Here is a 22,340-nt window from a genome sequence, read left to right on the forward strand (position 1 = left end):
TTATGCCATATCAAAGTTTGCTGTCCGGCCCCCTGCCCCCCGCTGCCAATCTGGGGGTCATTGAAGGCTTTTTTGGCAAGGGATGGAGCTGGCAGGCCCGCGCCCGCTACGCCCAGTGGCTGCCACGCCACGGCTACGGCTTCTATATCTATGCACCGAAAGAGGATGGCTATCTGCGCAAGCACTGGGCCCTCCCCTGGCCCGAGCAGCAGCTGGCGGATCTCGCCGAGCTGGCGCGCCAGTGCCGCGCCAACGGACTCGCCTTCGGGGTGGGCTTGAGCCCCATGGGGGCGCATCACGACTACGATCGCAAACGCTCGGCGCTGCTTGAGAAAGTGCGCCTCATCGACGAGATGCTCCAGCCCGACATTCTGGCGGTGCTGTTTGACGACATGAAGGGGGATACCCCGGACTTAGCCCGCCACCAGCTCACCATCGCCCACGACATCGCGGCTCACAGCAAGGCGGCCCGCCTCATCTTCTGCCCCAGCTACTACTCGACCGATCCGGTGCTGGAGAAGGTGTTCGGCGCCATGCCTCCCCGCTATCTGGAGGAGCTTGGCGAGCAGCTCGATCGCCGTTTCGAGATCTTCTGGACCGGCCCCAAGGTCTGCTCCAGCGAATATCCAGCCAGTCACCTCAAGCAGGTGACCGAACTGCTCGGCCGCAAGCCCTTCCTGTGGGACAACTACCCGGTTAACGATGGCAGCAAGGCGAGCAGCTACCTGCATCTGCGCGCCTTCGAGAATCGCCCTGCCGAGCTGGCAGAGCTGGTCTCTGGCCACGCGGTCAACCCGATGAAACAGGCAGCACTCTCCGCCCTGCCCCTCGCTACCCTGCCGATGAGCTACCGGCTCGGCAAGCAGTACGACCCCGACAAGGCGCTGCATGCCGCCCTCAACGCCACCTGCGGCCCGCAGATTTCGGCGATGATCGAGGCCGACCTGCCGCTGTTTCAGGATCTGGGGCTGGCACAGCTCACCCCTGAGCAGATTGCCGCCCTCAAGGCGCGCTATCTGCCGTTTCGTGACCAATCCTGCGTCGACGAAATCGTGCGCTGGCTGGACGGGGAGTATGTGTTCGATCCCGACTGCCTGACCGATTAAACCACCCCTGCGGGGGCAGAAAGGAGGTTGTATGGATGCACACCTGCTTTACCAGAATCTGGCGGTGATCGCCGCCTTCTTGCTGGTCTACAGCCTGATCGCGGGGCGCTTCGAGTCAAAACTGGTCAACGGCCCCCTGCTCTTTCTGCTGACCGGCTGGCTACTGGGACCCGGTGGGCTGGAGCTGCTCTCCCTCTCTATCGACAGCGCCGGCATCAAGCTGCTGGCCGAGCTGACGCTGGTTATCGTGCTGTTCAACGATGCCGCCAACACCAACTGGCAGGTATTGCTGGCCAACCGCCAGCTCCCCATCCGGCTGCTGCTGATTGGCCTGCCCCTCACCCTGCTCTGTGGTGCCCTGTTTGGCCACTGGATCTTCCCCGACCTGCCACTGCTGGAGATGGCGATCCTCTCCACCATTCTTGCCCCCACCGATGCGGCGCTCGGCAAGGCGGTGGTCAGCAACCCCGCGGTGCCTGCACCTGTGCGTGAAGGGCTCAATCAGGAGAGCGGCCTCAACGACGGCATCTGCGTACCTGTGCTGCTTCTGCTGCTGGCCCTTATCGCCCCCACCGAGCAGCACGCAGGCACCGCCACTCTGGCTATCACCCTGATGCTGGAGGAGATCGGCATTGGCCTGCTGGTCGCCTTTGTGCTGACCAGCCTCACCATCCGGCTACTGAAAATCTCCTATCTCAACGGCTGGCAACTGCCGCTCTGGCGCCAGCTCACCATGCCGGGGCTGGCCCTGCTCTGCTTTGCGCTGGCCCAGACTCTCGGGGGGAGCGGCTTTATCGCCGCCTTTGTCGGCGGCCTCTTTATCGGCCACCGCCTCGGCGAACACAAGCACGCCTATATGGACAGCTGCGAAGGCTACGGCGATCTGCTCTCCGTGGTGATCTGGATGGTATTTGGTGCAACCCTGATGCCCATTCTGCCGGAGCTGCTGCACTGGCAATACTGGCTCTATGCCATTGCCAGCCTCACCCTGCTGCGGATGGTGCCGGTTTGGCTGAGCCTCATCGGTACCGGCCTCAAGCCGGAGCTCAAGCTCTTTATCGGCTGGTTCGGGCCGCGGGGCCTTGCCAGCATCGTCTTTGCGGTGATGGTGCTGCAAAACGAGCCCTCCCTGATTGGCCAGCGCCCCATCATCGCCACCGTGCTCTGCACCATCATATTGAGCGTCATCCTGCACGGCCTCACCGCCAACCCCTGGGTCGAGCGTTTCAAGCCTCGCTGAGCCACCCGGCGCCCATAAAAAATGCCACCGATCGGTGGCATTTTTCTTTTGTGGCGAGAGTCACTGACAGCTCTTACCCGAGCGCCAGCCAGACTCCCACCCCCAGCATCAGAGTACCGGCGATGCGGTTCATCAGGGTGACGTTGCCGCTCTTGGCGAGGAAGTGGCGCAGGGTGCGGCCGCCGCTGGCGTAGAGCAGCAGGCAGGAGAACTCGATGACCAGGATCAGCGCCACCAGCGCGCTGATCTGCGGCGCCATCGGCTTGTCGGCAGAGATAAAGGGGGGCAGCAGGGAGATCATGAAGGCCCACCCTTTGGGGTTGGCGATGGCGGTGACAAAGCCCTGCAGCGCCAACCCCATGGCGCTGGTCTGTTGACCGGCCGAGAGATCCGCCGGAATGGCCATCTTCCCTTTAGCCTGCCACATCTGGATGCCAAGCCACACCAGATAGGCGCCCCCCACATATTTGAAGGCGGCGAAGATCCCCGGATAGTTGAGCATGATGGCTGCCACCCCGATCACCGACAGCACCGAGACCAGCCCGACCCCGATCAGCTCCCCCCACATCATGTGCAGGGTTCGGCGCACCCCCAGGCTCATCCCCAGGGTCATCGACAGGGTCATGCACATGCCGGGGGTCACCGAGACAAAGAAAAAGGTCGGGATAAACAGAGCCAGAATGGCCGGATCGATCCAGCTGGACACAACACACCTCCATATGACGAGAGCGGGAAATAACGAAAACGGGACAGGATTGACACAACCCAGCCAGTTGTACCACATATTCAGGGAATAAAGCGCTTAATCATGCCTAAATGGCTCCTTTCTCACAAGAAAAAACCTTTTCTTCAGCACATTTCAGCAATAAAAGCCTGTGACAGCTCCTGACGTGCATGTGTAAGATGTCGGCTCCTCCAATTCCGGATTAGAGCCATTTATGTCATTGAATAATCTATCAATACGTGTCCAGGTCTTGATACCTTTGTTGCTGGCCAGCCTGCTGATGATGGTGATGATCGCCATCAGCAAACAGGGTCTGGATGAAGCCATCAATGACATAGATGAGACGACCCAGAGCGTGGTCCAGCACAAGGACGATATTGCCAAACTGATCCACGCCACCTACCGGCTGCGTACCAGCGCCATCTATGGCCTCTACGATGCCAAGCTGTTTGCCGCACTGCCCGCAAACCTCAACAGCGCCGAGCAGGAGATCAACGCCATCCTCGGCCGTCTGGTGCTCCCCGGTGCCGAGCAGGATAACCGTCAGGTCGCTGCCGCCCTGCAGGCCTACCTCAACCATACCCGCAGCAACATGCTGCCGCTGCTGGCGCAAAAACACCAGGGTGGCGGCGATCCGGTCGCCTACGAGGCGGCTCGCCTCCATTTCCGCGAGCTGGGTGAACAGCTGATCAAGCAGATCGACAGCATGTCCGCCCACATCAACCAGCTGATCCAGCAAGAGCTGGCCGAAGAGCAGGCCCACTACGACGCCACCCTGCTGCGTACCCTGCTGCTCACCGCCGGTACCCTGCTGGCGGCGCTGATCTGTGGCTGGGTCCTCTCCGGGCGCATCGTCAGCCCCATCAGTCAGCTGCAAGAGGTGATGCACGCCGTGGCGCAAGGGCGCTTCAACGTGCGCGCCAAAGCGGAGGGCAACAACGAGCTGACCCGTCTGGCCAAAGATATCAACCTCACTCTGGGGCAACTTGGTAGCACCATCGAGAACCTGACCGGGATCAGCAACAGCGTCGCCTCCGCCGCCACCGAGCTGGCCGCCGTGATGACCCAGTCCGAGGCCAATGCAAAGCAGCAGCACAGCGAGATCGAACAGGTCGCCTCCGCAGTGACCGAACTCTCCAGCACCGCTGACAATGTCAACCACAATGCCGCCATCGCCGACGAGCTGGCGCGGAATGCCAATGGCCGGGTCGAACAGGGGCTCGCCCTCTTTACCGAAAGCATCGCCGCCAACAGCCGGATGGCAGGCAGTCTGGAAGATGCCGCCGCCATCGTGGCTCAGCTCAAATCCCAGTCCGAGCAGATAGGCAAGGTAATTGAAGTGATTCAGGGGATCTCCGAGCAGACCAACCTGCTGGCGCTCAATGCCGCCATCGAAGCGGCCCGTGCCGGTGAAACGGGTCGTGGTTTTGCGGTGGTGGCCGATGAGGTAAGAATGCTGGCTGCCCGTACCCAGGACTCCACCAAGGAGATCCAGGCCATCATCGAGCGGCTGCAGAGCCAGTCCCAATCCGCCAACAACGGCGTGCAGGAGACTCTGGAGATCCTCAGCCATAACCAGCGTTTGTCCGCTCAGGTGCAGGATCTGCTAAGCGGCATTACCGGTGCCGTGCGCCAGATCAACGACGCCAACGCCCAGGTCGCCACCGCTGCCGAGGAGCAGTCCTGCGTCACTGCCGACATCAACCGCAACATCACCAATATTCACGAGATCGTGAGCCAGAGCTCCGCCGGCATCAGCCAGAGCGCCAGTGCCAGCAACGAACTCTCCCAGCTCGCCGAGCAGCAACGCAAACAGCTGGCTCAATTCCAGCTGTAAGCGCACAAAGTGAACCAGACAAAAAGGCCCGCAAGGGCCTTTCTTGTTGATGGAGCAATGGCTTTGTCTCTGTTTTAAACGCCATTTTTTGGCTTGTGGCGCCATAAGGGGCTGGGCTGCCCTGTCAAATATCGGTATGGTAGAGGCACGTTACTCCCCCTCACGTGAGCACACCATGAGCCTGAGATTCAAGAAACCCGCTTTTATCGCACTGGGGCTCATCGCCCTCATTTCCGCCGCCTGGCTCGATTACTACCTGCCGGAGCACACCATCGCTACCATCACCGGGGTCGAGGTGAAGCGCACCGACAAGGATGGCCCCATCAGCCAGAAAAACCCGGCTGACGGTCCCACCACCGACGTCTATTACATCTACACCGAACGCCCCGGCGAGAAGATCCGGGTGTTTCGCAATGAAGATACCGAGTGGGGCTGGCCCTTCTACTTCAAGTTCAACGCCGCCGACGTCCAGGCCAAGGCCAAGTCGATGGAGTTCGAGAAACGCCTGGCCATCATTACCTCCTACGGCTGGCGCGTGAACATGTTCTCCATGTTCCCCAACGTCACCAAGATTGAGAGCACTGAGCCTGACGCCTCCACCTGGAGCTTCTTCCGCTGGTTCTGGTTCGGCCTCTGGGCATTGGTGATGGGCAAAGCAGCGATTGCGACCTGGCGCTACTTCGATCGTCTTGAGGACGAGATATGAGTGAGCCGAGCAAGACCCGCACCAGCTTCTACCGGCGGCTCTACGTGGCCTGGCTGATCAGCCAGGGCACGGATACGGTGCCCGCCATTATGGAGGCGACCGGCATGCCGCGCCGCACCGCGCAGGATACCCTAACGGCGCTGGCCGAACTCGATATCAGCTGCGCCTTCGAGCAGACCGAGGGGGCTCGCCACCTGCAGGGGCACTACCGCATCAGCGACTGGGGCCCCATCAACCCTGCATGGATCAAGGCTCAACTGCCGCTTATCAAGGAGACGCTGAGCTATCCCTGATCAGGGCGCTAAGCAACAATAAAAAGAGGGGCCAGCCGACAAGGCTGGCCCCTCTTTTTTCAGGCCAATAGCGTGACAGGTGACCCTACTCGGGCATGGCCGAATCCTCAAGTTCTCCGTCAGACTCGCCGCGGGTGCAGTCGATGATGGATCGCTTGGGGTTGTTGGGATCGCGCAGCAGCAGGGGCGCCAACCCCTCGTCATGCTTCTGCTCGTCGCCAAACTCGCTGCCGTAGGCGTTGTGGGTCAGCCGGCGGGCGTTGGCGATGGGGGTATCGACAAAGAGGGCGTGTACTTCGAAGCTGGAGGCTGGCACGATAAAACCGACCACCGGCAGGCCGTGCAGCTCCTCGTGCACCTTGTACCAAGCAAAGCCATCACTCACCTTGTAGGGGGTGTAATTGGCCAGTTGTAGATTGGCGGGCCTGCCCGTCTCATCCACATAGAGATCGGTAAATTCACAGGTCGCCAGCCCCTGCCACATCCGCTCGAATGGCGTCGCACAGCCTGTCAGTTGCAACCCGGCCAGCAGCGCCAACCCTGTCTTCCACATTCCCTGCCCCTTCTTGCAAAAAGTGAATCGGCGCTCAGCCAAAGGCCCGCAGCCGCTCGACCAGCAGATCAATAAAGCCTGCCCGATCCAGCCCCAGCAACACCAGCGCATTGGCTGGTTTGCCGGAGAGACCGTAGCGATCCACCACCGTCATCCCCACGGTATGCTCGCCCCGAGTCTCGATATCGACCCGGCACTCCACGCCATGGAACAGGGCGGGATTGAGCAACCAGGCAATGGTACAGGGGTCGTGGAGCGGCGCACCAGCAAATCCCCACTTGGGATCCCGATGGTAGATCATGAAAAAGTCGAGCAGCCCGGCCACGCACTGGGCCACCGGATTGGTGATGGCGCGCACCCGCTCGATATCCTCATCCATCACCTGCGCTTCATGGGTCACATCGAGGCCACACATGGTAATTGGGATGCCCGACTTGAAGACCATATCGGCCGCTTCCGGGTCCACATAAATATTGAATTCCGCGGCCGGGGTCCAGTTGCCGGCCCCTGCGGCGCCCCCCATCAGCACGATGCGGGCAATCTTGGATTTGAGCTCGGGATGAGCCGCCAGCAGCAGGGCGATATTGGTGAGCGGGCCGGTCGGCACCAGAGTCACGGGCTCCGGGCTCTCGCGCAGGCACTTGGCCATCAATTCAAGCCCAGTCATGGCCTGCGGCGCAAAGGCAGGATCTGGCAGTTTGGGGCCATCGAGCCCAGATTCGCCATGGACGTTGTCGGCGATAATCAGCTCGCGGGCCAGTGGTTTCGGCGCCCCGGCCGCCAACGGAATATCGTCCCGCCCCAGCAGGGTGAGGATGCGCTGGGCATTGTTGAGGGTCTTGTCCGGCGTCTGGTTGCCCGCGCTGGTGGTGACCGCCAGCACGTTCAGTTCAGGACTGGCCAGCGCCAGAATAAGGGCGATGGCGTCGTCGTGGCCGGGATCACAATCGAGAATAACGGGCAGTACCATGGGATGAGTCCTTACAACATAACAGGGAGCCATACCTTAACAAGCAAGCCTCGGATGAACTCGGGAAGGGGTCACAAAACGGGGCCTTGTTGCTGACCTGGGCGGTTTGCACGGCACGCCACCTCGCTCAACACGGCTCACTATCAAAAGTTTGCATGGCGTCATCCCGTTCATTTTCCGAGGCAGCGCACCGCCCATTCGCCCGGCCGCGCCGGTTCGGGTATGATCGCACCCCGTTTCCTGCCTGTGCCACCTATGTCCGTTATCGTCGACACCTTTATTGCCCCACCCTGCAAGGCCGCCATCGAGATCCTGTTCGAGGATGAGCACCTGCTGCTCATCAACAAGCCGTGCGGCCTGCTGAGTCTGTCAGGCAAGAACCCGCAGAACCTCGACTCGGTTCACTATCGCTTGGTGCAGGATTTCCCCGGCTGCACCCTGGTGCATCGCCTCGATTTTGGCACCTCAGGCATCATGGTGGTGGCCAGAAACAAGGCCATCAATGCCCTGCTCTGCCAGCAGTTCAGTCAGCGGGCGGTGAGCAAGGCCTACAGCGCCCTGCTGTGCGGTCATCTGATTGACGACGAAGGAGTTATCGACGCTCCTATCGCCAAGGATCCAGCGATCTTTCCGCTGATGAAGATCTGCGCCGCCAGCGGCAAGCCCGCCCGCTCCCGCTATCGGGTGATTGAGCGGCTGGCGCAGCAGATACAGGGACAAACCGTGCCTTTGACCCGGGTACGGCTGGTGCCGGAGACCGGCCGCACCCATCAGCTGCGCATCCACAGCCAGCTGCTGGGCCACCCCATCCTCGGTTGCGATCTCTATGGTGGCCTGCTGCCGCCCGGCTGCGAACAGGCACCGCGGCTGATGCTGCATGCCAGCGAGCTGGATTTTGCTCATCCGGTGAGCGGCGAGCCGATGCAGATCCGCTGCGCAGCCCCTTTTTAGAGGCAATAGGTAGAGGCCGTCAGTAGATAGCAATCAGCGCGAGTGCGACGGGATCAGTGAAAGGCGTGACGGGAGAGGAAAAGCGGTAAACGGCGGATAAAGATAGGGGCCGCGCTTTCGCAACGGCCCCCACCCCCCACTCTTTGTGGTGCTATCAGATCAGCTTGCGGGCAGCGCCCAGTACGATCTTGATGGCATCAGATTCGGTCTTCGCCATGGTCTCGGCGTTCGGGATCTCTTGCTGGGTACGGTTGACGATAACGCCAGCCACCATACCGGCACGCAGACCCTGGCTGGAACACATGGTCAGCAGGGTTGCAGACTCCATCTCATAGTTCAGCACGCCCATGGCTTGCCACTCTTTCATGGAACCCTGGAAACGGCTCACGACGCGGCCGGATACGGTATCGTAACGCTCCTGACCCGGGTAGAAGGTGTCGGAAGAGGCAGTCACACCGATGTGCAGCTTGGAGCCCATCTCTTTGGCGGTGTTGACCAGCGCGGTGGTGCAGTCGAAGTCGGCAACAGCCGGGAACTCCATCGGTGCAAAGTGCAGGCTGGCACCGTCGAGGCGCACGGAGCCGGTGGTCACGATCACGTCACCCACGTTCAGGTGCGGCTGGATAGCGCCGGTGGTGCCGATACGCAGGAAGGTACGGATACCCAGCTGGGCAAGCTCTTCCACTGCAATGGAGGTGGACGGGCCACCAATACCGGTAGAGCAGATGATCACGGCCTTGCCGTCCATCTCGCCGCGCCAGGTAGTGAATTCACGATGGCTGGCCAGGTGCACCGGGTTATCCAACAGCTCTGCGATACGCTTCACGCGCTCGGGGTCACCGGGGACGATCGCCAGGGTGGCGCCTTGCAGATCCGCTTTCTTCAAACCCAAGTGAAATACATCAGACATATTGGACTCCTGGTTGCCCCCTGCCAGCATGGTCAGGGCACAAGTTAAGATGATTCTTTATGATACTTTCAAGCCTTTACCCCCCTCTTCGGGGAGGCGCCAACTATGGTCGAAAGCGCTTTCCAATTCCTTGAAGCGCCTCACACTTCCACGCATTGACAGTGACAAACATTGCGCAAAACGTTTGCTAACTCAATGAAATAATTGACAAACGTTTTTCTGCAAATCGAGTCAGATGCGGGAAAGTCAAGCCTGGTTCAGCGCTTAATTAACGACTCGTGATCGACCCCGTAAAGTTGTAAACAAGATGCTTTTGTATCCCTTTCTAGATGGTAGCCTAGCTCTCAACTACCACTTAATGGCTAACTATAGGAAGTCCATCATGGCTACATTCAAGTTCTATATTCCCGCTATCAACCTGATGGGTGCCGGCTGTCTGCAAGAGGCCGCCGCCGATATCAAGGGTTACGGCTATCGCAAGGCGTTGATCGTCACCGACAAAATTCTCAACCAGATCGGCGTGGTCGCCAAGCTCACCACCCTGTTGGCTGAACATGGCATTGAAAGCGCTGTTTTCGATGAGACCAAACCCAACCCCACTACCAGCAACGTCGAAGCGGGTCTGGCCATGATCAAGGCCAACGGCTGCGATTGCGTCATCTCGCTGGGTGGCGGCTCGCCCCACGACTGCGCCAAGGGCATCGCGCTGGTCGCAGCCAACGGTGGCAGCATCAAGGATTACGAAGGGGTGGATCGCTCCGCCAAACCGCAACTGCCGCTTATCGCCATCAACACCACCGCCGGTACCGCCTCCGAGATGACCCGCTTCTGCATCATCACCGACGAAGCGCGCCACGTGAAAATGGCCATCATCGACAAGCACGTTACCCCGCTGATGTCGGTCAACGACCCCGAGCTGATGCTGGCCAAGCCAGCCGGTCTCACCGCCGCCACCGGTATGGATGCCCTGACCCACGCCATCGAGGCCTATGTCTCCACCATCGCCACCCCGGTGACCGATGCCAGCGCCGTGATGGCCATCGAGCTGATTGCCAAGTACCTGCGCACCGCAGTTCACCATGGCGATGACCTGCATGCCCGCGAGCAGATGGCCTACGCCCAGTTCCTGGCAGGCATGGCCTTCAACAACGCAAGCCTCGGCTACGTGCACGCAATGGCCCACCAGCTGGGCGGTTTCTATGACCTGCCCCACGGTGTCTGCAACGCCGTGCTGCTGCCCCACGTTCAGGCGTTCAACGCCCAGGTCAGCGCGGCTCGTCTGAAGGATGTGGCCCGCTACATGGGTGTAGATGTGAGCACCATGAACGACGAGCAGGGCGCCGCCGCTGCCATTGCCGCCATCAAGCAGCTGGCGCTGGATGTGAAGATCCCGGCCGGTCTGGAGCAGCTCGGCGTCAAGGCCGATGACTTCGATACCCTGGCCAGCAACGCGCTGAAAGATGCCTGCGGCTTCACCAACCCGAAACAGGCCAGCCACGAAGAGATCGTCGCCATCTTCCGCGCGGCGATGTGATTGTTGCCTGATTGCCAGAAAGGGTCGCAGTGCGGCCCTTTTTATTGGCTGATGGATCAATGGCTTTTTACTTCCGTGGAGGGAGTCGGTATGATTTGCCGAGCCAAAAAGACTGTATGGATGATCTGAACTCGATATGCGGATGAAACACCTGATTGCCGCGGCTTTGGCCGCCCTCACCCTCTCCGGTTGCAGCCTGGTCTATCGTATCGATATTCCCCAGGGCAACTATGTGGAACAAAAACAGGTCGACAAACTGCGCCAGGGGATGACCCGCGAGCAGGTCAGCTATGTACTGGGGACCCCTATGCTGCGTGACGGCTTTGACCCCAACACCTGGTACTACCTCTATGAATTCCAGCCGGGCCACGGCGACAAGGAGCGCAAAGAGCTCACTGTCACCTTCGCCAACGACAGGCTGACCACAGTGACGGGTGACTTCCCGCTGCCAGCAGCCTTCAATACCCCGCTCTGATATCCCGCAAAACCGGCCTCGCGCCGGTTTTGTTTTATCCAGCCCGCGTAATTCATCCTGCCCGACAACACTGAGTCATTTCTCCCCATTGCAGCTGCCCGCAAATTGCCTGATGCTGATGAGCAGCCACCATGGCATCAACAGCATCGAATGACACAGGGAGAATCCCCATGAGCCGGATCCTGATTGCCGGAGCCAGCGGCCTGATCGGTCGCGAACTGGTGCAGCAACTGCCTGCCGAACATGAACTGACCCTGCTCTGTCGCAAGCCGGGCAAGGAGGCGCACCACTGGCTACCGGTCAATTTTGATGATCTGGCCAGCGTTACCCTCTCCCGCCCGGTGGATATCGCCTTCTGTACCCTCGGCACCACCCGCAAGGAGGCGGGCTCTGCCGAGGCGTTTCGCCGGGTCGATCTCGACTATGTGGTCGCCTTTGCAGAGCTGGCCCGCCGTCACGGCTGTCAACGGCTTATCGTGGTCTCGAGCATGGGGGCCAGTGCATCGTCCCCGGCTCTCTATCCGCGTACCAAGGGGGAGATGGAGCAGGCCCTGCTGGCCCAATCCTGGCCACGGCTCGCCATCGTGCGGCCCGCCATGCTGCTCGGGGATCGCCAGCCACCGCGCCTCTCCGAGCAGATCTTTCAGACCATCTATCCGCTGTTTCGGCCGCTGCTGGTGGGCAAGCTCGCCCGCTGGCGCGCCATCGAGGCCCGTCAGGTAGCCCGCGCCATGATCGCCCTCTCGAAACTGCCCGCCGGGTGCGAGATTGTCGAGAACGAGCAACTGCTGGCACTCTGAACCCGGCCTTTTCCATCGCTATCGCATACCGTCGTTAAAACAGCAGGGCAAGCCAACCGGCTTGCCCTTTGTTCGTACTCTTGATCTGCCGCCCCTAGCCACGCCCAGCAGCCAGGGTGCCCAACATCAACCGCGAATATGGTCGATAAAGGCGTCGATCTGCTCGCGAGTGCAGGCGGGGTTCATAAAGACTGCTTTTTCCCCGGCGATGTAGGAGTACTTGCCGCGAGCGTCATAGTCGGAGTGGGCCACCGCCTCCACCCAGTTGGTGTAGAGCCCCACCTTGCCGCGCCCCTTGAACAGGCTGCGGTGGTAATCGGTATTGCGCTGCAGTCGCGCCTTGTAGGCAGGGTCACTGGAGCGGGCCAACTCGAAGGCAAATTCGGCCTCCGGATCGCTCACCCACTCGGGGTTGTAGATCTTGAAGCCGACACTCGGCCCCTGATTCTCCTGCGCCACCAGCTTGACGTTGCCGAGCTGGCTTAACCGGAAGCGGAAGTAGTTGGCATTTTGCAGGCAGTGGGCCAGCACGATGCGATACCCCTCCACCCCCATATAGTTGAGCGCCGCATAGGCACCGAACAGACCACTCGCGCCGCGGGAGCACTCGATGGTGGATTGCAAGTGGGTCTGGCCCTGAATGTCCCGCTCGAAGTAGGAGAAGTTCTCCGGGTCATTCTCCATCGCCTTGAGGTCATCCTGCTCCTTGATCATCACCAGACTGGAGGTGTAGGGCACATAGCCCCACTTCTGGAAGTCGACGGTAAAGGAGTCGGCATATTTGAGCTCGGCAAAGCGCGCCACGTTGCGCTCGATCCCCGCCAGAGTGGCGCTGTTGATGGCGAGCGGGTTGGCGGCAAAGTCGTAACCCAGGAAGAAGATCATCGACCAGCCGATGGCGGCATCGACGTGGATGTGAGGTTTGACCGCCACCTCGAACTGCTCGCAGAGGCGATTGCGCAACTCGAACACCGGCTTGACCTGATCCACCCCGAAGGTATCGGTGGTGCCCATGGTGAGCATGATGGTGGGCACCACGTGTTTCAGGGCAAAACAGGCGGTCAGGGTGCGCTCGAGGTGGTCGAGATCGATGTCGTTGTTCTCGCCGACCTGAATGCGGATGGTCTTGTTCTCGATGTCGACCCCGAGCAGGGAGAGGTTGGTGATGTTGGAGTAATGCCCCCCCTGGGAGTTGATGATGCGGTAATCCTGATAGTGACCGAGCCCCTTGTGCTTGGCCTCCGGCAAAGTTTTGCGAATGCCGAGCAGGTAGCCGTAGAGGTTACAGAAGGTCCCCCCCTGGGTGAAGATGCCGGTGGCCCGCTCGGGGTCATAGCCTGCCAGCAGCGCAATCTGGCGCACTACCTTCTTCTCCAGCTCCTCGGCGACCCCGGCGTATTCGGAGTAGACCAGATTGGGGTTGGCCAGAATGCCCAGCTGGGCGCCATAGATAGCGGGATCCGCCGACATGGTGATGACGTTCTCGACGCTGGAGGGGTTCTCCCAATCCTTCGACAGGGCGGCGGCAAACAGCAGCTCGGCCATCGGCTCGCCCGGGGTGCGCATGGTGGCGGGCACCGGCATGGTCTCGCAGAGATCGGCCAGGCGGGCACGGCCATCAGGCCAGGCATTCAAACGGGCATCCGGCGCCAGGCCACGGGCCCGAAATTCATTGAGGGTGGCAAATCCGGGTTCGCGAAAAACGGGCCAGAGATCGGGATTGCGCGAGAAAAAGTTGGCTTTGACGGTGGCGAAACGGGCGGAGAAATCGGGGTGGACGGCATTGACGCTTTCGTCTTTTAGATAAACTAAGTCACTCATTTTTATACCATTAGTACAGCAAATGTGCGGCCGTTATACCCCTGTACCAGCGGGGCCGACAGTGACAATATCTAATGGCCTACCCTACTTTTTGTCATGTCTCAGCCATCACAAGGGCTGGCAAAAAGGCGCCTTTGAGGCGCCTCTTTATATTTCGTGATCTTGCTCCCACCCTGGCTGACAGCGCCCTCACTACCAGACCACCATCAGCGCAGCGTCCCCCTCAACGCAGGGAGGTCAACAGCCACTCGGCAAACTCCGCCAGCTCGCTCTGCTGCTGCGGGAAAGCCGCCAGCCAGGGCTGCAGGCGCACGGCGACAGCGTCCGGTCGATAGCCACAGCCCGCCAGTTCGGCCGCCAGCAGATCAAACGGGGCCGGCTCCAGAGTATCGCTAAAGAGCTGCGCCCGGGTGATGACCCCTTTCTCCACATCAAAGTGCAGTTCCACCCCGCCCCAGCTGAACCGCTCCTCCAGCAGATGGCTGAAGGCCGGGGCATGGCCATAGTTCCACTCCCAACTGCGCTGGCGGGCGAAGGTCTCGGCAAAACCGGGCAGATCGGGCATCTGCTCGGGGGAGATATGCTCGGGCTCAACTCGCGCGCCGTAATGGTGGAAGAAAGCCTCGACCAGCGCCTCGCTCACCTGTTGATGGTCGATCCTCGGCAGCAGTTCGCACAGATTGGCCACCCGGCTGCGCACCGAGGTGATCCCCTTGGCCGCCAGCTTCTTGGGGTCAGGGTTGAGGTAGTTGGCGAGCCGGCCGAGATCGGCGTCCAGCAGCAGGGTGCCGTGGTGGAACCCGCGATCCAGGGTCTCCCTGTAAGCCGACCCCGATACCTTGCGCTCCCCGTCCGGGGTGGCCACCAGCAGGTCGTTGCGACCGGAGGCAAAGGCCTCAATCCCCAGTCGCTTGAGCCCGTCCAGCACGATGGCGGTAGAGACGCTCTTGTCATACTCCGGCTTGCCCGCCATGAAGGTGAAGCAGCTGTTGCCAAGATCGTGGAACACGGCGCCGCCCCCACTGCTGCGACGCGCCAGGGTGACCCCGTCCTCTTCCATGCGGCGGGTGTTGCACTCCTTCCACGGATTCTGGGCACGACCAATCACCACGGTATTGGCATTGCGCCAGAGGAACAGCACCCGCTGGCCGGGGTCCATCTGGCGGAAGATGCACTCCTCAACGGCCAGATTGAACAGGGGATCGTGAGAGTCGGAGACAAGTAGACGCAAACGGGACATAAAAAGACCTTATCCGGAACTGGGGGCAACATGATAACACTGACGGGGTACCGTCACTGAGCTGTCGCACATTAACCGGTGCGCAGCAGCCGCGATACATTTGCGTCACACCTGACTGCCCTATAAAAGTATCTATTGATATAACGACACAGCTTGACGTGCAACCACGGAAAAAATGCAGTTTATCCACAATGATAACGATAAAGACGGGAAAAAGTGGCTAGAATGCGACCACTTCGATAGGCCATATGACTCTCTTATTGGTCACATAACTTGCAAAAAAGCGGCATGTATCCATCCCGTGTGATGAACGACACAAAAATGACTTTCCAACCCCCCTATACCCCATTGCAAACGCCTTTTCTCCCCTTGCAGGTGACACAAAATTGCTTGAATCTAGCCTAGACACCGCTCCCGAGAGAAACGTTGTATGACGGAGAACGCCCCCCCCCGCCAGCGCCTCAGCTGGTTTCTGCCAATGCTGGTCAGTATGGTCATCGCGACCCTGACCTCTCCCCCCGTGCGAGCCGGCGAGCAGGTCATCGTCCAGTTGCCGTGGCAACACCAGTTCCAGTTTGCCGGTTACTACGCGGCCATCGCCAAAGGGTTTTATCGGGAGGCCGGTCTGCAAGTCACCCTGCGCGAAGCGGACCCCCGCACCGATGTGGTCAGCGAGGTGATCTCGGGAAAGGCCCATTTTGGCATCAGCGGCAGTGATCTGCTGCTGGATCGGGCTGCCGGTCGTCCGGTGGTGGTGCTCGCCGCCCTGCTGCAGCACTCGCCGCTGGTTCTGCTCACGCTGGATCGGCCAGATATTCGCAACCCGGCCGATCTGGCCAACAAGCGACTGATGCTGGAGCCTGGCTCCAACGAGCTGCTGACCTACCTTTCTCACCAGACCCGCAGCCGCAACTGGGTCACCCTCCCCTACAAACAGGGGATAGAGGCACTGCTGGCGGGCAAGGTGGATGCCATCAGCGCCTACAGCACTACCGAGCCCTTCTATCTGCAACAAAAAGGGATCCCCTATCGGGTCTTCAGTCCGCGCACCATCGACTTCGACTTCTACGGCGACAACCTGTTTACCTCCGAGCGGGAGCTGATCACCCGACAGGATCGGGTCTACGCCTTCCAGCAAGCCAGCCTCAAGGGGTGGCGCTATGCGATGGACCACCCCGACGAGATGATCAACCTCATCATGGAGCAGTACCCGACCGGGGCTGGCCGTGAACAGCTGGAGTTCGAGGCTCGCGAAACCAGAGAGCTGATGCAGCCGGATCTGATCGAACCTGGCTACATGCAACAGGAGCGCTGGCTGCAGATCGCCAAAACCTATCTGGAGGCGGGCATGCTCACGGTATTGCCCAACCTCGACCGCTTTATCTACGACCCGGCGCAGGAGCGGCTGCGCCAGCAACGGCAACTGCTCGACAAGAGCGTGGCGGTGGCCATGCTCATCACCTTTACCCTGATGACCCTGCTCGGCATCTTCTTGCACCTCTATCTGCGCCTGCGCCAGGAGGCGCGGGATCGCCAGCGGCTGACCCGTGAACTGGCCCAGAGCGAGCAACACTATCGCTTCGTGGCGGAGAACAGCGCCGATGTGATCTGGACCATGGATGCCGCCAGCTTGCGCTTTCGCTATGTCAGCCCGGCCATCGCCCCTCTGAGCGGCTACGAAGCCCCCGAGTTGTTTGCCCTGCCCCTCAAACAGCTGCTGCCGGATGCCTCAAGGAAACTGCTGCGTGAGGAGATCTCCGCAACCCTGGAGGCATGGCAGCGGGGAGAGCATGACCAGACCCGCCGGGTCATTCGCACCCAACTGCGCCACAAGGATGGCCATCTGGTGGCGACCGAGACCATCACCACCCTCCATGGCAACCACAACGCCCAGCCGGAGGCGATCCTCGGGGTCACCCGGGATATCACCGAGCGGGCAGCGCGAGAGGAGATGATGCGCCGCCTCGCCTTCTACGACCCCCTCACCGGGTTGCCCAATCGCCGCTTGCTGCAGCAACGGCTCAAGGAGCTGATGGAGCAGGAGACACCCCGTCCGCTGGCATTGATGTTTATCGATCTCGATCACTTCAAGCCGATCAACGACACCTTCGGCCATGAGACCGGGGATATTCTGCTCAATATGGTGGCCGAGCGGATGAGCCACTGCGTGCGCAAACAGGATCTGGTGGCACGGCTGGGGGGGGACGAGTTCGTTATCTTGCTGCCGGAAAGTGGCGACGAAGTGCTGGCGGTGGCCGACAAGCTGCACCAGCAGCTGCGTCATCCGTTCCAGCTGGAGGGGCAGGAGTTGCTCATCTCCAGCAGTATCGGGCTGGCGCTCTATCCCGAGCACGGGGAGGATGCCAAGACCCTGATGCACCACGCCGATCAGGCCATGTATCAGGCGAAGAATCGCGGCCGCGGCCGGGTCTGCCTCTATACCGAAGGCCTTGATCCCGAGCAGGGCGCCCTGCTGTGGCAACCCGGCCACGAGTGCGGTCACCCGCGCATCGATGCCGAGCATCGCCAGCTCTTCGTATTGACCAACCGGCTGCTGGAGCGGATGAAAGATCAGCACGAGGATCCGGCCCCGTTTCTGGAGAGTCTGGAGAGCCTGTTCGACATGGCTCGTCACCACTTCGCCTTTGAAGAGCTGATGCTGGCGGAGATCGACTATGAGGAACTCGTCAGCCACCGTCAGGATCACCAGCGCCTGCTCAACAAGGCAGGTCAGCTACTGCACGCCGCCAAAGCGGGGACATTGGGCAACGACGAGCTGCTCAACTTCATCATTCAGGAGCTGGTGGTCGGCCACATGAGTCAGGCGGATCGCCGCTACTTCCCCCTGTTCAGATCTGAGCGCAGCGTGCCGGTTGCAGAGGGGGTCACCTAGCCCCCCTGTTCAGCCCCGAGCGTAATGCGCCTCTTGCGAAAGGGGCGACCTAATCACCGCGCAGGGCAACTACTGGGTCGAGACGCACCGCCCGCAGCGCAGGAGCGACCCCGGCCAATAGGCCGACCAGTGCGCTGCAACCGAGCGCCAGCAGCAGATAGAGAGGATGGAGGGTGAGCGGCAAGCCGGCCGCCAGCAGGGTGAGCAGCAGCTTGAGCCCGCCGAGCAGGGCCAGCCCCATGGCTCCGCCCAGCAGCGCCAGCACCACGGCTTCGAGCAGGAACAGCAATAGAATGCGCCGCCGTGGACAACCCAACGCCATCAGCAAGCCCACTTCGGGGATCCGCTCCTGCTGGGCGATGCTCATGATGCTGAAGATGCCGACCGCCCCGATCAGCAGCGAGATAATGCCGAGCCCGCCAACCGCCAGCTTGATGATGGAGAGGATCTTGTCGAGGCTGGTCAGCATGTCCTGCTGGGAGGTGAGGGTGAAATCCTCGGCGCCGTGGCGGGCGATCAGCACTCGCCGGATCTGGGCGGTGATGTCGGCCTCCGTCTGCCCGGCGCGATAGATGACGTCGATCTCCTGCAGCCCCTCCTTGTTGAACAGCGCCTGGGCGTGGGCGGCGGGCAGATAGATCATGTCATCCAGATCAAAGCCGAGAAATTGCCCCTTGGGGGCCAGCACCCCGGCCACCCGAAAACGGCGATCACCGGCGCGCAGCAGACTGCCCGGCGCATCGCCCCCGGGAAACAGCTCAGCCGCCACCTTGGCCCCCAGCACCGCATAGGCGCGGGGCATGGCACTGTCATCCGCAGGCAGAAAACGCCCCTGCACCAGGGTGAGTCGCCAGCCGGAGAGCGCCGCCGGGCCAGTGCCCAGAATGGCAGTGCTGCGGGTGAGCCCGCGGCTGCGCACCTCCCCCTGCCCCTGTACCACAGGAAGCGCCGCCTCTACCCCTAGCAATCTGGCGAGAGCATCGGCATCCTCCAGCAGCAGGGGACGGCTGCTGGAGAGGATACCGGGCGGGCCGCCGGCGGTTTCGGTCTTGCCCGGGGTCACGGCGATCAGCCGGGTGCCAAATTGGGAGAAGCTGTCGAGCAGATAGAGCCTGAGCCCCTCGCCGATGCCGGTGAGCAGGGTCACCGAGGCGATCCCGATGGCTATCCCCAGCGCCGACAGCAGGCTGCGACTGCGCCCTGCCAGCAAGGCGCGCCAGAGCCAGAACAGCAGATCGGCGGCGCGCATCAGCCACCACTCCATTGCCCGCTGCGCAGGCTGCTGACCGGATCTTGTCGTGCCGCCCGGGAGGCGGGCAGCCAGCTAAAAAACAGCCCGGTCAGCAGGGCCGCCGGTATGGTGCAGAAAGTAGCGAGCAGAGGGACAGCCGCCGGAAATCCGGGCCAAATCACTCCGGCGAGGCCAACCAGGGCGTAGCCCAACACTGTGCCAAACAGCGCGCCACTGCCGCTCAACAGCAGCGCCTCCCACAAAAACAGCTGGCGGATCTGGCGACTGTCGGCCCCCAGCGCCTTGAGCAGGCCGATCTCGCCAGTGCGCTGGCGGGTGCTGATCAGCGCCAGATTCATCATCATGATGCCGGAGACCAGCAGGCTGATGGCACCGATGCCGGCAACCGCCAGTGTGAGGGTCGAGAGAATGGTGGAGAAGGTGGCCAGCATGGCGTCACGGCGCACCACGGTCACATCGAGTACCCCATGGCGCGCCTGCATCAACTGCTCCAGTCGCTTGACCAGCGGGGGCACCGCTTGCCCCGCCAGCGGCTGGATCAACAGCCGAAACAGCCCCTCGGTGTTGAACAGCCGCATGGCGCTACCCACCGGGATCAGCGCGGCCTCGGCCATATCCATCCCAAGATTGCTGCTCTGGCTGGTGAAGACCCCCACCACCCGAAAGCGACGATTGTCAAAACGCAGCCACTGGCCGACCGGATCGGCCTGACCAAACAGCTCCCGAGCCACCACGGCCCCGAGCAGGACGACCGGTCGATCCTCTGCGGCATCCCCCGGCAACCAGCGGCCGGAGAGCAGTTCCAGCCCGTGGGTATCGCGCAGCCCGTTGCTGCTGCCAAGCAGCATGGTCTGGCGCAGCCGTGCCCCCTGTTTGGCCTCGGCAAAGCCCATCACCAGCGGCACCAGCCGCACGTTTGGCTGATGCTGGCCAAGGTAGTGCATATCATCGAGAGTGATCTGCCGCAGACTGTTGCCGGTGACCGGCGGCAACCCGCCGGTGGTCTCCTTGCGGCCCGGGAACATTACCAGCAGATCCTTGCCAAGGGAGCTGAACTGGTCGGCCACATAGCGTCTCGCCCCCTCCCCCAGCGCGGTGAGCAGCAGCACTGAGGTGACGCTCAGACTCACCGCCAGGATCAAGACCAGCGCCCGTGAACGCTGACGCAATAACGCCACGGCGGCAAAGTGGATCACATCGGGGCGCCGCATTCAGCCACCGCCGCTATCAATGTTGATGCGGCCATCGTTCATCAGGATCCGCCTGCCCGCCCGATCACCGAGGCGCGGGTCGTGGGTTACTACCACAAGCGTGATCCCCTGCTCCCGGTTGAGCTCCTCCAGCAGGGTAATCACCTCCTCCCCGGAGCGGGAGTCGAGATTGCCGGTGGGCTCGTCGGCCAGGATCAGCCGCGGCGCCATTGCCATGGCCCGGGCGATGGCTACCCGCTGACGCTGACCGCCGGAGAGCTCGGCAGGACGGTGTCCGGCCCGGTTCTCCAGCCCCAGCTCTCCCAGCAACTGCTGGCTTCGGCGATGGCGCTCGGCGGGGGTGATCCCGCACAACATCAGCGGCAACTCGACGTTTTCACGGGCGGTGAGGCGGGAGATGAGGTGAAACGACTGGAACACAAAGCCGATGCGATGGCCGCGCAGCTGGGCCAGCGCCGGCTCTGACAGGGTGGCGGTATCCTCCCCTCCCAGCCAGTAGCACCCCTCATCGGGCCGATCCAGCAGCCCCAGCACATTGAGCAGAGTCGATTTGCCGGAGCCAGAGGGGCCCATCACCGCCAGATACTCCCCCTCGGCAACCCGCAGGGAGACGCGATCGAGGGCGGCCACTTCGCTCCCACCCAGAGTGAAGCGACGGCTGACGGCATCAAGGCGAATGAGATCACTCATCCGTCTGCTCCGTGGCGGCGCTGAAAGGGCCCTCCCCGACAATCTGTCCGGGCTGGGCTGCCAGCCGATCACCGGCAGCGAGCCCCTCGGCCACCTCAATCCAGTTCCAGTTCTCCACACCCCAGCGGGGCACCACCCGCACCAGCTTATCCCCTTCCAGCCGCAGCACGCTGCCATCGTCGGCCCGGCTGCTGGCCGCCACCCGTAGCACATTGGTGGCGCGGGTCACCTCGACCTCAAGGTCGGCACTGTAGCCAATGAGCAGGGGGACATCGGTGGGCAGGGCCGTGAGCGCCGCCTCCACCTCCACGGTGCGGGCCTGCTTCTCCAGCTCCTTCACATAGGGGGCGATGCGGGTGACGGTGGCGGCAAAATCGCGCCCGGACATGGCGTCGAGCAGCACCCGGGCAAACTGGCCCACCTTGAGGCGGGCAGCATCCACCTCATCGATGGGAGCTGAGACATAGAGACAGCGATCGTCGATAAGATCGATCACCGGAGGCATGGCCACTCCGGGCGGTGAGGGGGTCATGTATTCGCCCAGCTTGCTGTTGACCTCCGCCACCACGCCGGCAAACGGCGCCAGCAGACGACGCTCGCTCAAGCGAGCCTCCACCTGGGCGACCTGCGCCTCGTCGACCCGCTCCTGCTGACGGGATGCCTGACAGACATAGCGGCGGGTATCGGCCAGATTCTGGGCCTGCTCAGCGAGGGTGCGGGAGGTGAGATTTTTGGCCAGCAAGGTGGCCAGCCGGTTGGCCTCCCGCTCGTAGTAGGCCGCCTCGCTGCAACGCTCCTCGCGCTGGGTCTTGCCAAGGGCCTGCTGGGCACGGGCACGGGCAAGATCGGCGTGAATGTCGTCACTCCAGAGGGTCAGCAGCAGATCTCCCTGCGCCACCCGCTCCCCAGCCTTGACGGCGATCTGCTCCACCACGCCGCCACCGGGCAGACTGAGTCCGGCCCGCTGACACGACTTGATGGTGCCAGCCCGGGTATTGACCACGGTGACCAGCACATCCCCCCGCCCGACCTCTGCCAGCCTGATCGGCGTCGGCTGCGGTCGCCACCACCATGCCAGAGCAGCCACCGCTACCACGGCGCCACTTCCCCACCACAACCAACCTCTCTTCATCG

The 22,340-nt window shown here is 61.8% G+C and carries 20 protein-coding genes; 10 read left to right on the plus strand and 10 right to left on the minus strand.

The window, feature by feature from the left end:
- Positions 1-2: 2 nt before the first annotated feature.
- Positions 3-1,106 carry a beta-N-acetylglucosaminidase domain-containing protein gene (locus AB5Y82_RS15840; RefSeq protein WP_368174215.1) on the plus strand — a complete coding sequence of 368 codons (1,104 nt, stop codon included), beginning with the start codon at positions 3-5 and terminating at the stop codon, positions 1,104-1,106.
- A 31-nt stretch (positions 1,107-1,137) separates the two neighbouring features.
- Positions 1,138-2,346 carry a sodium:proton antiporter gene (locus AB5Y82_RS15845; RefSeq protein WP_005359338.1) on the plus strand — a complete coding sequence of 403 codons (1,209 nt, stop codon included), beginning with the start codon at positions 1,138-1,140 and terminating at the stop codon, positions 2,344-2,346.
- A 73-nt stretch (positions 2,347-2,419) separates the two neighbouring features.
- On the opposite strand, the gene AB5Y82_RS15850 is transcribed toward AB5Y82_RS15845, so the two are convergent.
- Entirely contained in the window at positions 2,420-3,052 is a 633-nt protein-coding gene (locus AB5Y82_RS15850) for a LysE family translocator (protein WP_005344345.1), read from the minus strand.
- A gap of 232 nt (positions 3,053-3,284) precedes the next feature.
- On the opposite strand from AB5Y82_RS15850, the gene AB5Y82_RS15855 reads away from it, so the two are divergent.
- From AB5Y82_RS15855 to AB5Y82_RS15865, 3 genes are all read left to right on the plus strand, one after another.
- Positions 3,285-4,907, plus strand: a complete 1,623-nt coding sequence (locus tag AB5Y82_RS15855) for a methyl-accepting chemotaxis protein (RefSeq protein ID WP_368174216.1) — start codon at positions 3,285-3,287, stop codon at positions 4,905-4,907.
- Positions 4,908-5,082: 175 nt separating this feature from the next.
- Positions 5,083-5,613, plus strand: coding sequence for a DUF1523 family protein (locus tag AB5Y82_RS15860; RefSeq protein WP_005337948.1), 531 nt, complete (start codon positions 5,083-5,085; stop codon positions 5,611-5,613).
- Entirely contained in the window at positions 5,610-5,906 is a 297-nt protein-coding gene (locus AB5Y82_RS15865; RefSeq protein WP_005337957.1) for a helix-turn-helix domain-containing protein, read from the plus strand. The genes AB5Y82_RS15860 and AB5Y82_RS15865 overlap by 4 nt, the downstream gene beginning before the upstream one ends.
- 85 nt (positions 5,907-5,991) lie before the next feature.
- Here AB5Y82_RS15865 and AB5Y82_RS15870 read toward each other — a convergent pair whose 3' ends face one another.
- Both AB5Y82_RS15870 and rihA read right to left on the minus strand, forming a co-directional pair.
- On the minus strand, positions 5,992-6,459 hold the full coding sequence (locus AB5Y82_RS15870) for a hypothetical protein (RefSeq protein WP_111901250.1): 468 nt from the start codon (positions 6,457-6,459) through the stop codon (positions 5,992-5,994).
- Positions 6,460-6,493: 34 nt separating this feature from the next.
- Positions 6,494-7,429 (minus strand): pyrimidine-specific ribonucleoside hydrolase RihA, encoded by a 936-nt coding sequence (rihA, locus tag AB5Y82_RS15875; protein WP_368174217.1) that lies wholly within the window; start codon positions 7,427-7,429, stop codon positions 6,494-6,496.
- Between the two features lie 255 nt (positions 7,430-7,684).
- Between rihA and AB5Y82_RS15880 the strand changes: the two genes are divergently transcribed.
- Positions 7,685-8,380 (plus strand): RluA family pseudouridine synthase, encoded by a 696-nt coding sequence (locus AB5Y82_RS15880; RefSeq protein ID WP_111901248.1) that lies wholly within the window; start codon positions 7,685-7,687, stop codon positions 8,378-8,380.
- A gap of 154 nt (positions 8,381-8,534) precedes the next feature.
- Here AB5Y82_RS15880 and udp read toward each other — a convergent pair whose 3' ends face one another.
- Positions 8,535-9,290 (minus strand): uridine phosphorylase, encoded by a 756-nt coding sequence (udp, locus tag AB5Y82_RS15885; protein ID WP_005337975.1) that lies wholly within the window; start codon positions 9,288-9,290, stop codon positions 8,535-8,537.
- 382 nt (positions 9,291-9,672) lie between these two features.
- Between udp and yiaY the strand changes: the two genes are divergently transcribed.
- The 3 genes from yiaY to AB5Y82_RS15900 all read left to right on the plus strand — a co-directional run bounded on the left by yiaY (position 9,673) and on the right by AB5Y82_RS15900 (position 12,099).
- Positions 9,673-10,824 carry an L-threonine dehydrogenase gene (gene yiaY, locus AB5Y82_RS15890; RefSeq protein ID WP_111901247.1) on the plus strand — a complete coding sequence of 384 codons (1,152 nt, stop codon included), beginning with the start codon at positions 9,673-9,675 and terminating at the stop codon, positions 10,822-10,824.
- Positions 10,825-10,960: 136 nt separating this feature from the next.
- Positions 10,961-11,299, plus strand: coding sequence for an outer membrane protein assembly factor BamE (gene bamE / locus AB5Y82_RS15895; RefSeq protein WP_111901246.1), 339 nt, complete (start codon positions 10,961-10,963; stop codon positions 11,297-11,299).
- Between the two features lie 170 nt (positions 11,300-11,469).
- Positions 11,470-12,099 (plus strand): NAD(P)H-binding protein, encoded by a 630-nt coding sequence (locus tag AB5Y82_RS15900; protein WP_111901245.1) that lies wholly within the window; start codon positions 11,470-11,472, stop codon positions 12,097-12,099.
- 126 nt (positions 12,100-12,225) lie between these two features.
- Here the strand turns inward: AB5Y82_RS15900 and AB5Y82_RS15905 are convergent, their stop codons facing one another.
- Positions 12,226-13,920, minus strand: a complete 1,695-nt coding sequence (locus AB5Y82_RS15905) for an aspartate aminotransferase family protein (protein ID WP_368174218.1) — start codon at positions 13,918-13,920, stop codon at positions 12,226-12,228.
- A 223-nt stretch (positions 13,921-14,143) separates the two neighbouring features.
- Positions 14,144-15,160, minus strand: a complete 1,017-nt coding sequence (locus tag AB5Y82_RS15910; RefSeq protein WP_368174219.1) for a lipoate--protein ligase A — start codon at positions 15,158-15,160, stop codon at positions 14,144-14,146.
- Positions 15,161-15,590: 430 nt separating this feature from the next.
- Between AB5Y82_RS15910 and AB5Y82_RS15915 the strand changes: the two genes are divergently transcribed.
- A complete protein-coding gene (locus AB5Y82_RS15915; protein WP_368174220.1) occupies positions 15,591-18,053 on the plus strand; it encodes a diguanylate cyclase in 2,463 nt (820 codons plus the stop codon).
- Positions 18,054-18,102: 49 nt separating this feature from the next.
- On the opposite strand, the gene AB5Y82_RS15920 is transcribed toward AB5Y82_RS15915, so the two are convergent.
- From AB5Y82_RS15920 to AB5Y82_RS15935, 4 genes are read right to left on the minus strand one after another with little or no spacing between them, the layout of a single operon-like run.
- Positions 18,103-19,317: an ABC transporter permease gene (locus AB5Y82_RS15920; RefSeq protein WP_368174221.1), complete on the minus strand. Its 1,215-nt coding sequence runs from the start codon at positions 19,315-19,317 to the stop codon at positions 18,103-18,105.
- A complete protein-coding gene (locus AB5Y82_RS15925) occupies positions 19,302-20,516 on the minus strand; it encodes an ABC transporter permease (RefSeq protein ID WP_159163222.1) in 1,215 nt (404 codons plus the stop codon). The genes AB5Y82_RS15920 and AB5Y82_RS15925 overlap by 16 nt, the downstream gene beginning before the upstream one ends.
- The gene (locus AB5Y82_RS15930; RefSeq protein WP_111901239.1) at positions 20,517-21,206 is read right to left on the minus strand and encodes an ABC transporter ATP-binding protein; all 690 of its coding nucleotides are present in this window, start codon (positions 21,204-21,206) and stop codon (positions 20,517-20,519) included.
- Complete coding sequence (locus AB5Y82_RS15935; RefSeq protein WP_111901238.1) at positions 21,199-22,338, minus strand: efflux RND transporter periplasmic adaptor subunit; 1,140 nt, start codon at positions 22,336-22,338, stop codon at positions 21,199-21,201. The genes AB5Y82_RS15930 and AB5Y82_RS15935 overlap by 8 nt, the downstream gene beginning before the upstream one ends.
- Between the last annotated feature and the right edge of the window lie 2 nt (positions 22,339-22,340).

Source organism: Aeromonas sp. s13 (assembly GCF_040907905.1).
GTDB lineage: Bacteria > Pseudomonadota > Gammaproteobacteria > Enterobacterales > Aeromonadaceae > Aeromonas > Aeromonas veronii.

Coding starts and splice junctions, on each gene's coding strand:
- AB5Y82_RS15860 (WP_005337948.1), top strand. CDS start 5,083: ATGAGCCTGAGATTCAAGAAACCCGCTTTTATCGCACTGGGGCTCATC.
- AB5Y82_RS15840 (WP_368174215.1), top strand. CDS start 3: ATGCCATATCAAAGTTTGCTGTCCGGCCCCCTGCCCCCCGCTGCCAAT.
- AB5Y82_RS15935 (WP_111901238.1), bottom strand. CDS start 22,338: ATGAAGAGAGGTTGGTTGTGGTGGGGAAGTGGCGCCGTGGTAGCGGTG.
- yiaY (WP_111901247.1), top strand. CDS start 9,673: ATGGCTACATTCAAGTTCTATATTCCCGCTATCAACCTGATGGGTGCC.
- AB5Y82_RS15920 (WP_368174221.1), bottom strand. CDS start 19,317: ATGGAGTGGTGGCTGATGCGCGCCGCCGATCTGCTGTTCTGGCTCTGG.
- AB5Y82_RS15905 (WP_368174218.1), bottom strand. CDS start 13,920: ATGAGTGACTTAGTTTATCTAAAAGACGAAAGCGTCAATGCCGTCCAC.
- AB5Y82_RS15880 (WP_111901248.1), top strand. CDS start 7,685: ATGTCCGTTATCGTCGACACCTTTATTGCCCCACCCTGCAAGGCCGCC.
- AB5Y82_RS15915 (WP_368174220.1), top strand. CDS start 15,591: ATGACGGAGAACGCCCCCCCCCGCCAGCGCCTCAGCTGGTTTCTGCCA.
- AB5Y82_RS15865 (WP_005337957.1), top strand. CDS start 5,610: ATGAGTGAGCCGAGCAAGACCCGCACCAGCTTCTACCGGCGGCTCTAC.
- udp (WP_005337975.1), bottom strand. CDS start 9,290: ATGTCTGATGTATTTCACTTGGGTTTGAAGAAAGCGGATCTGCAAGGC.
- rihA (WP_368174217.1), bottom strand. CDS start 7,429: ATGGTACTGCCCGTTATTCTCGATTGTGATCCCGGCCACGACGACGCC.
- AB5Y82_RS15900 (WP_111901245.1), top strand. CDS start 11,470: ATGAGCCGGATCCTGATTGCCGGAGCCAGCGGCCTGATCGGTCGCGAA.
- bamE (WP_111901246.1), top strand. CDS start 10,961: ATGCGGATGAAACACCTGATTGCCGCGGCTTTGGCCGCCCTCACCCTC.
- AB5Y82_RS15855 (WP_368174216.1), top strand. CDS start 3,285: ATGTCATTGAATAATCTATCAATACGTGTCCAGGTCTTGATACCTTTG.
- AB5Y82_RS15930 (WP_111901239.1), bottom strand. CDS start 21,206: ATGAGTGATCTCATTCGCCTTGATGCCGTCAGCCGTCGCTTCACTCTG.
- AB5Y82_RS15910 (WP_368174219.1), bottom strand. CDS start 15,160: ATGTCCCGTTTGCGTCTACTTGTCTCCGACTCTCACGATCCCCTGTTC.
- AB5Y82_RS15870 (WP_111901250.1), bottom strand. CDS start 6,459: ATGTGGAAGACAGGGTTGGCGCTGCTGGCCGGGTTGCAACTGACAGGC.
- AB5Y82_RS15845 (WP_005359338.1), top strand. CDS start 1,138: ATGGATGCACACCTGCTTTACCAGAATCTGGCGGTGATCGCCGCCTTC.
- AB5Y82_RS15925 (WP_159163222.1), bottom strand. CDS start 20,516: ATGCGGCGCCCCGATGTGATCCACTTTGCCGCCGTGGCGTTATTGCGT.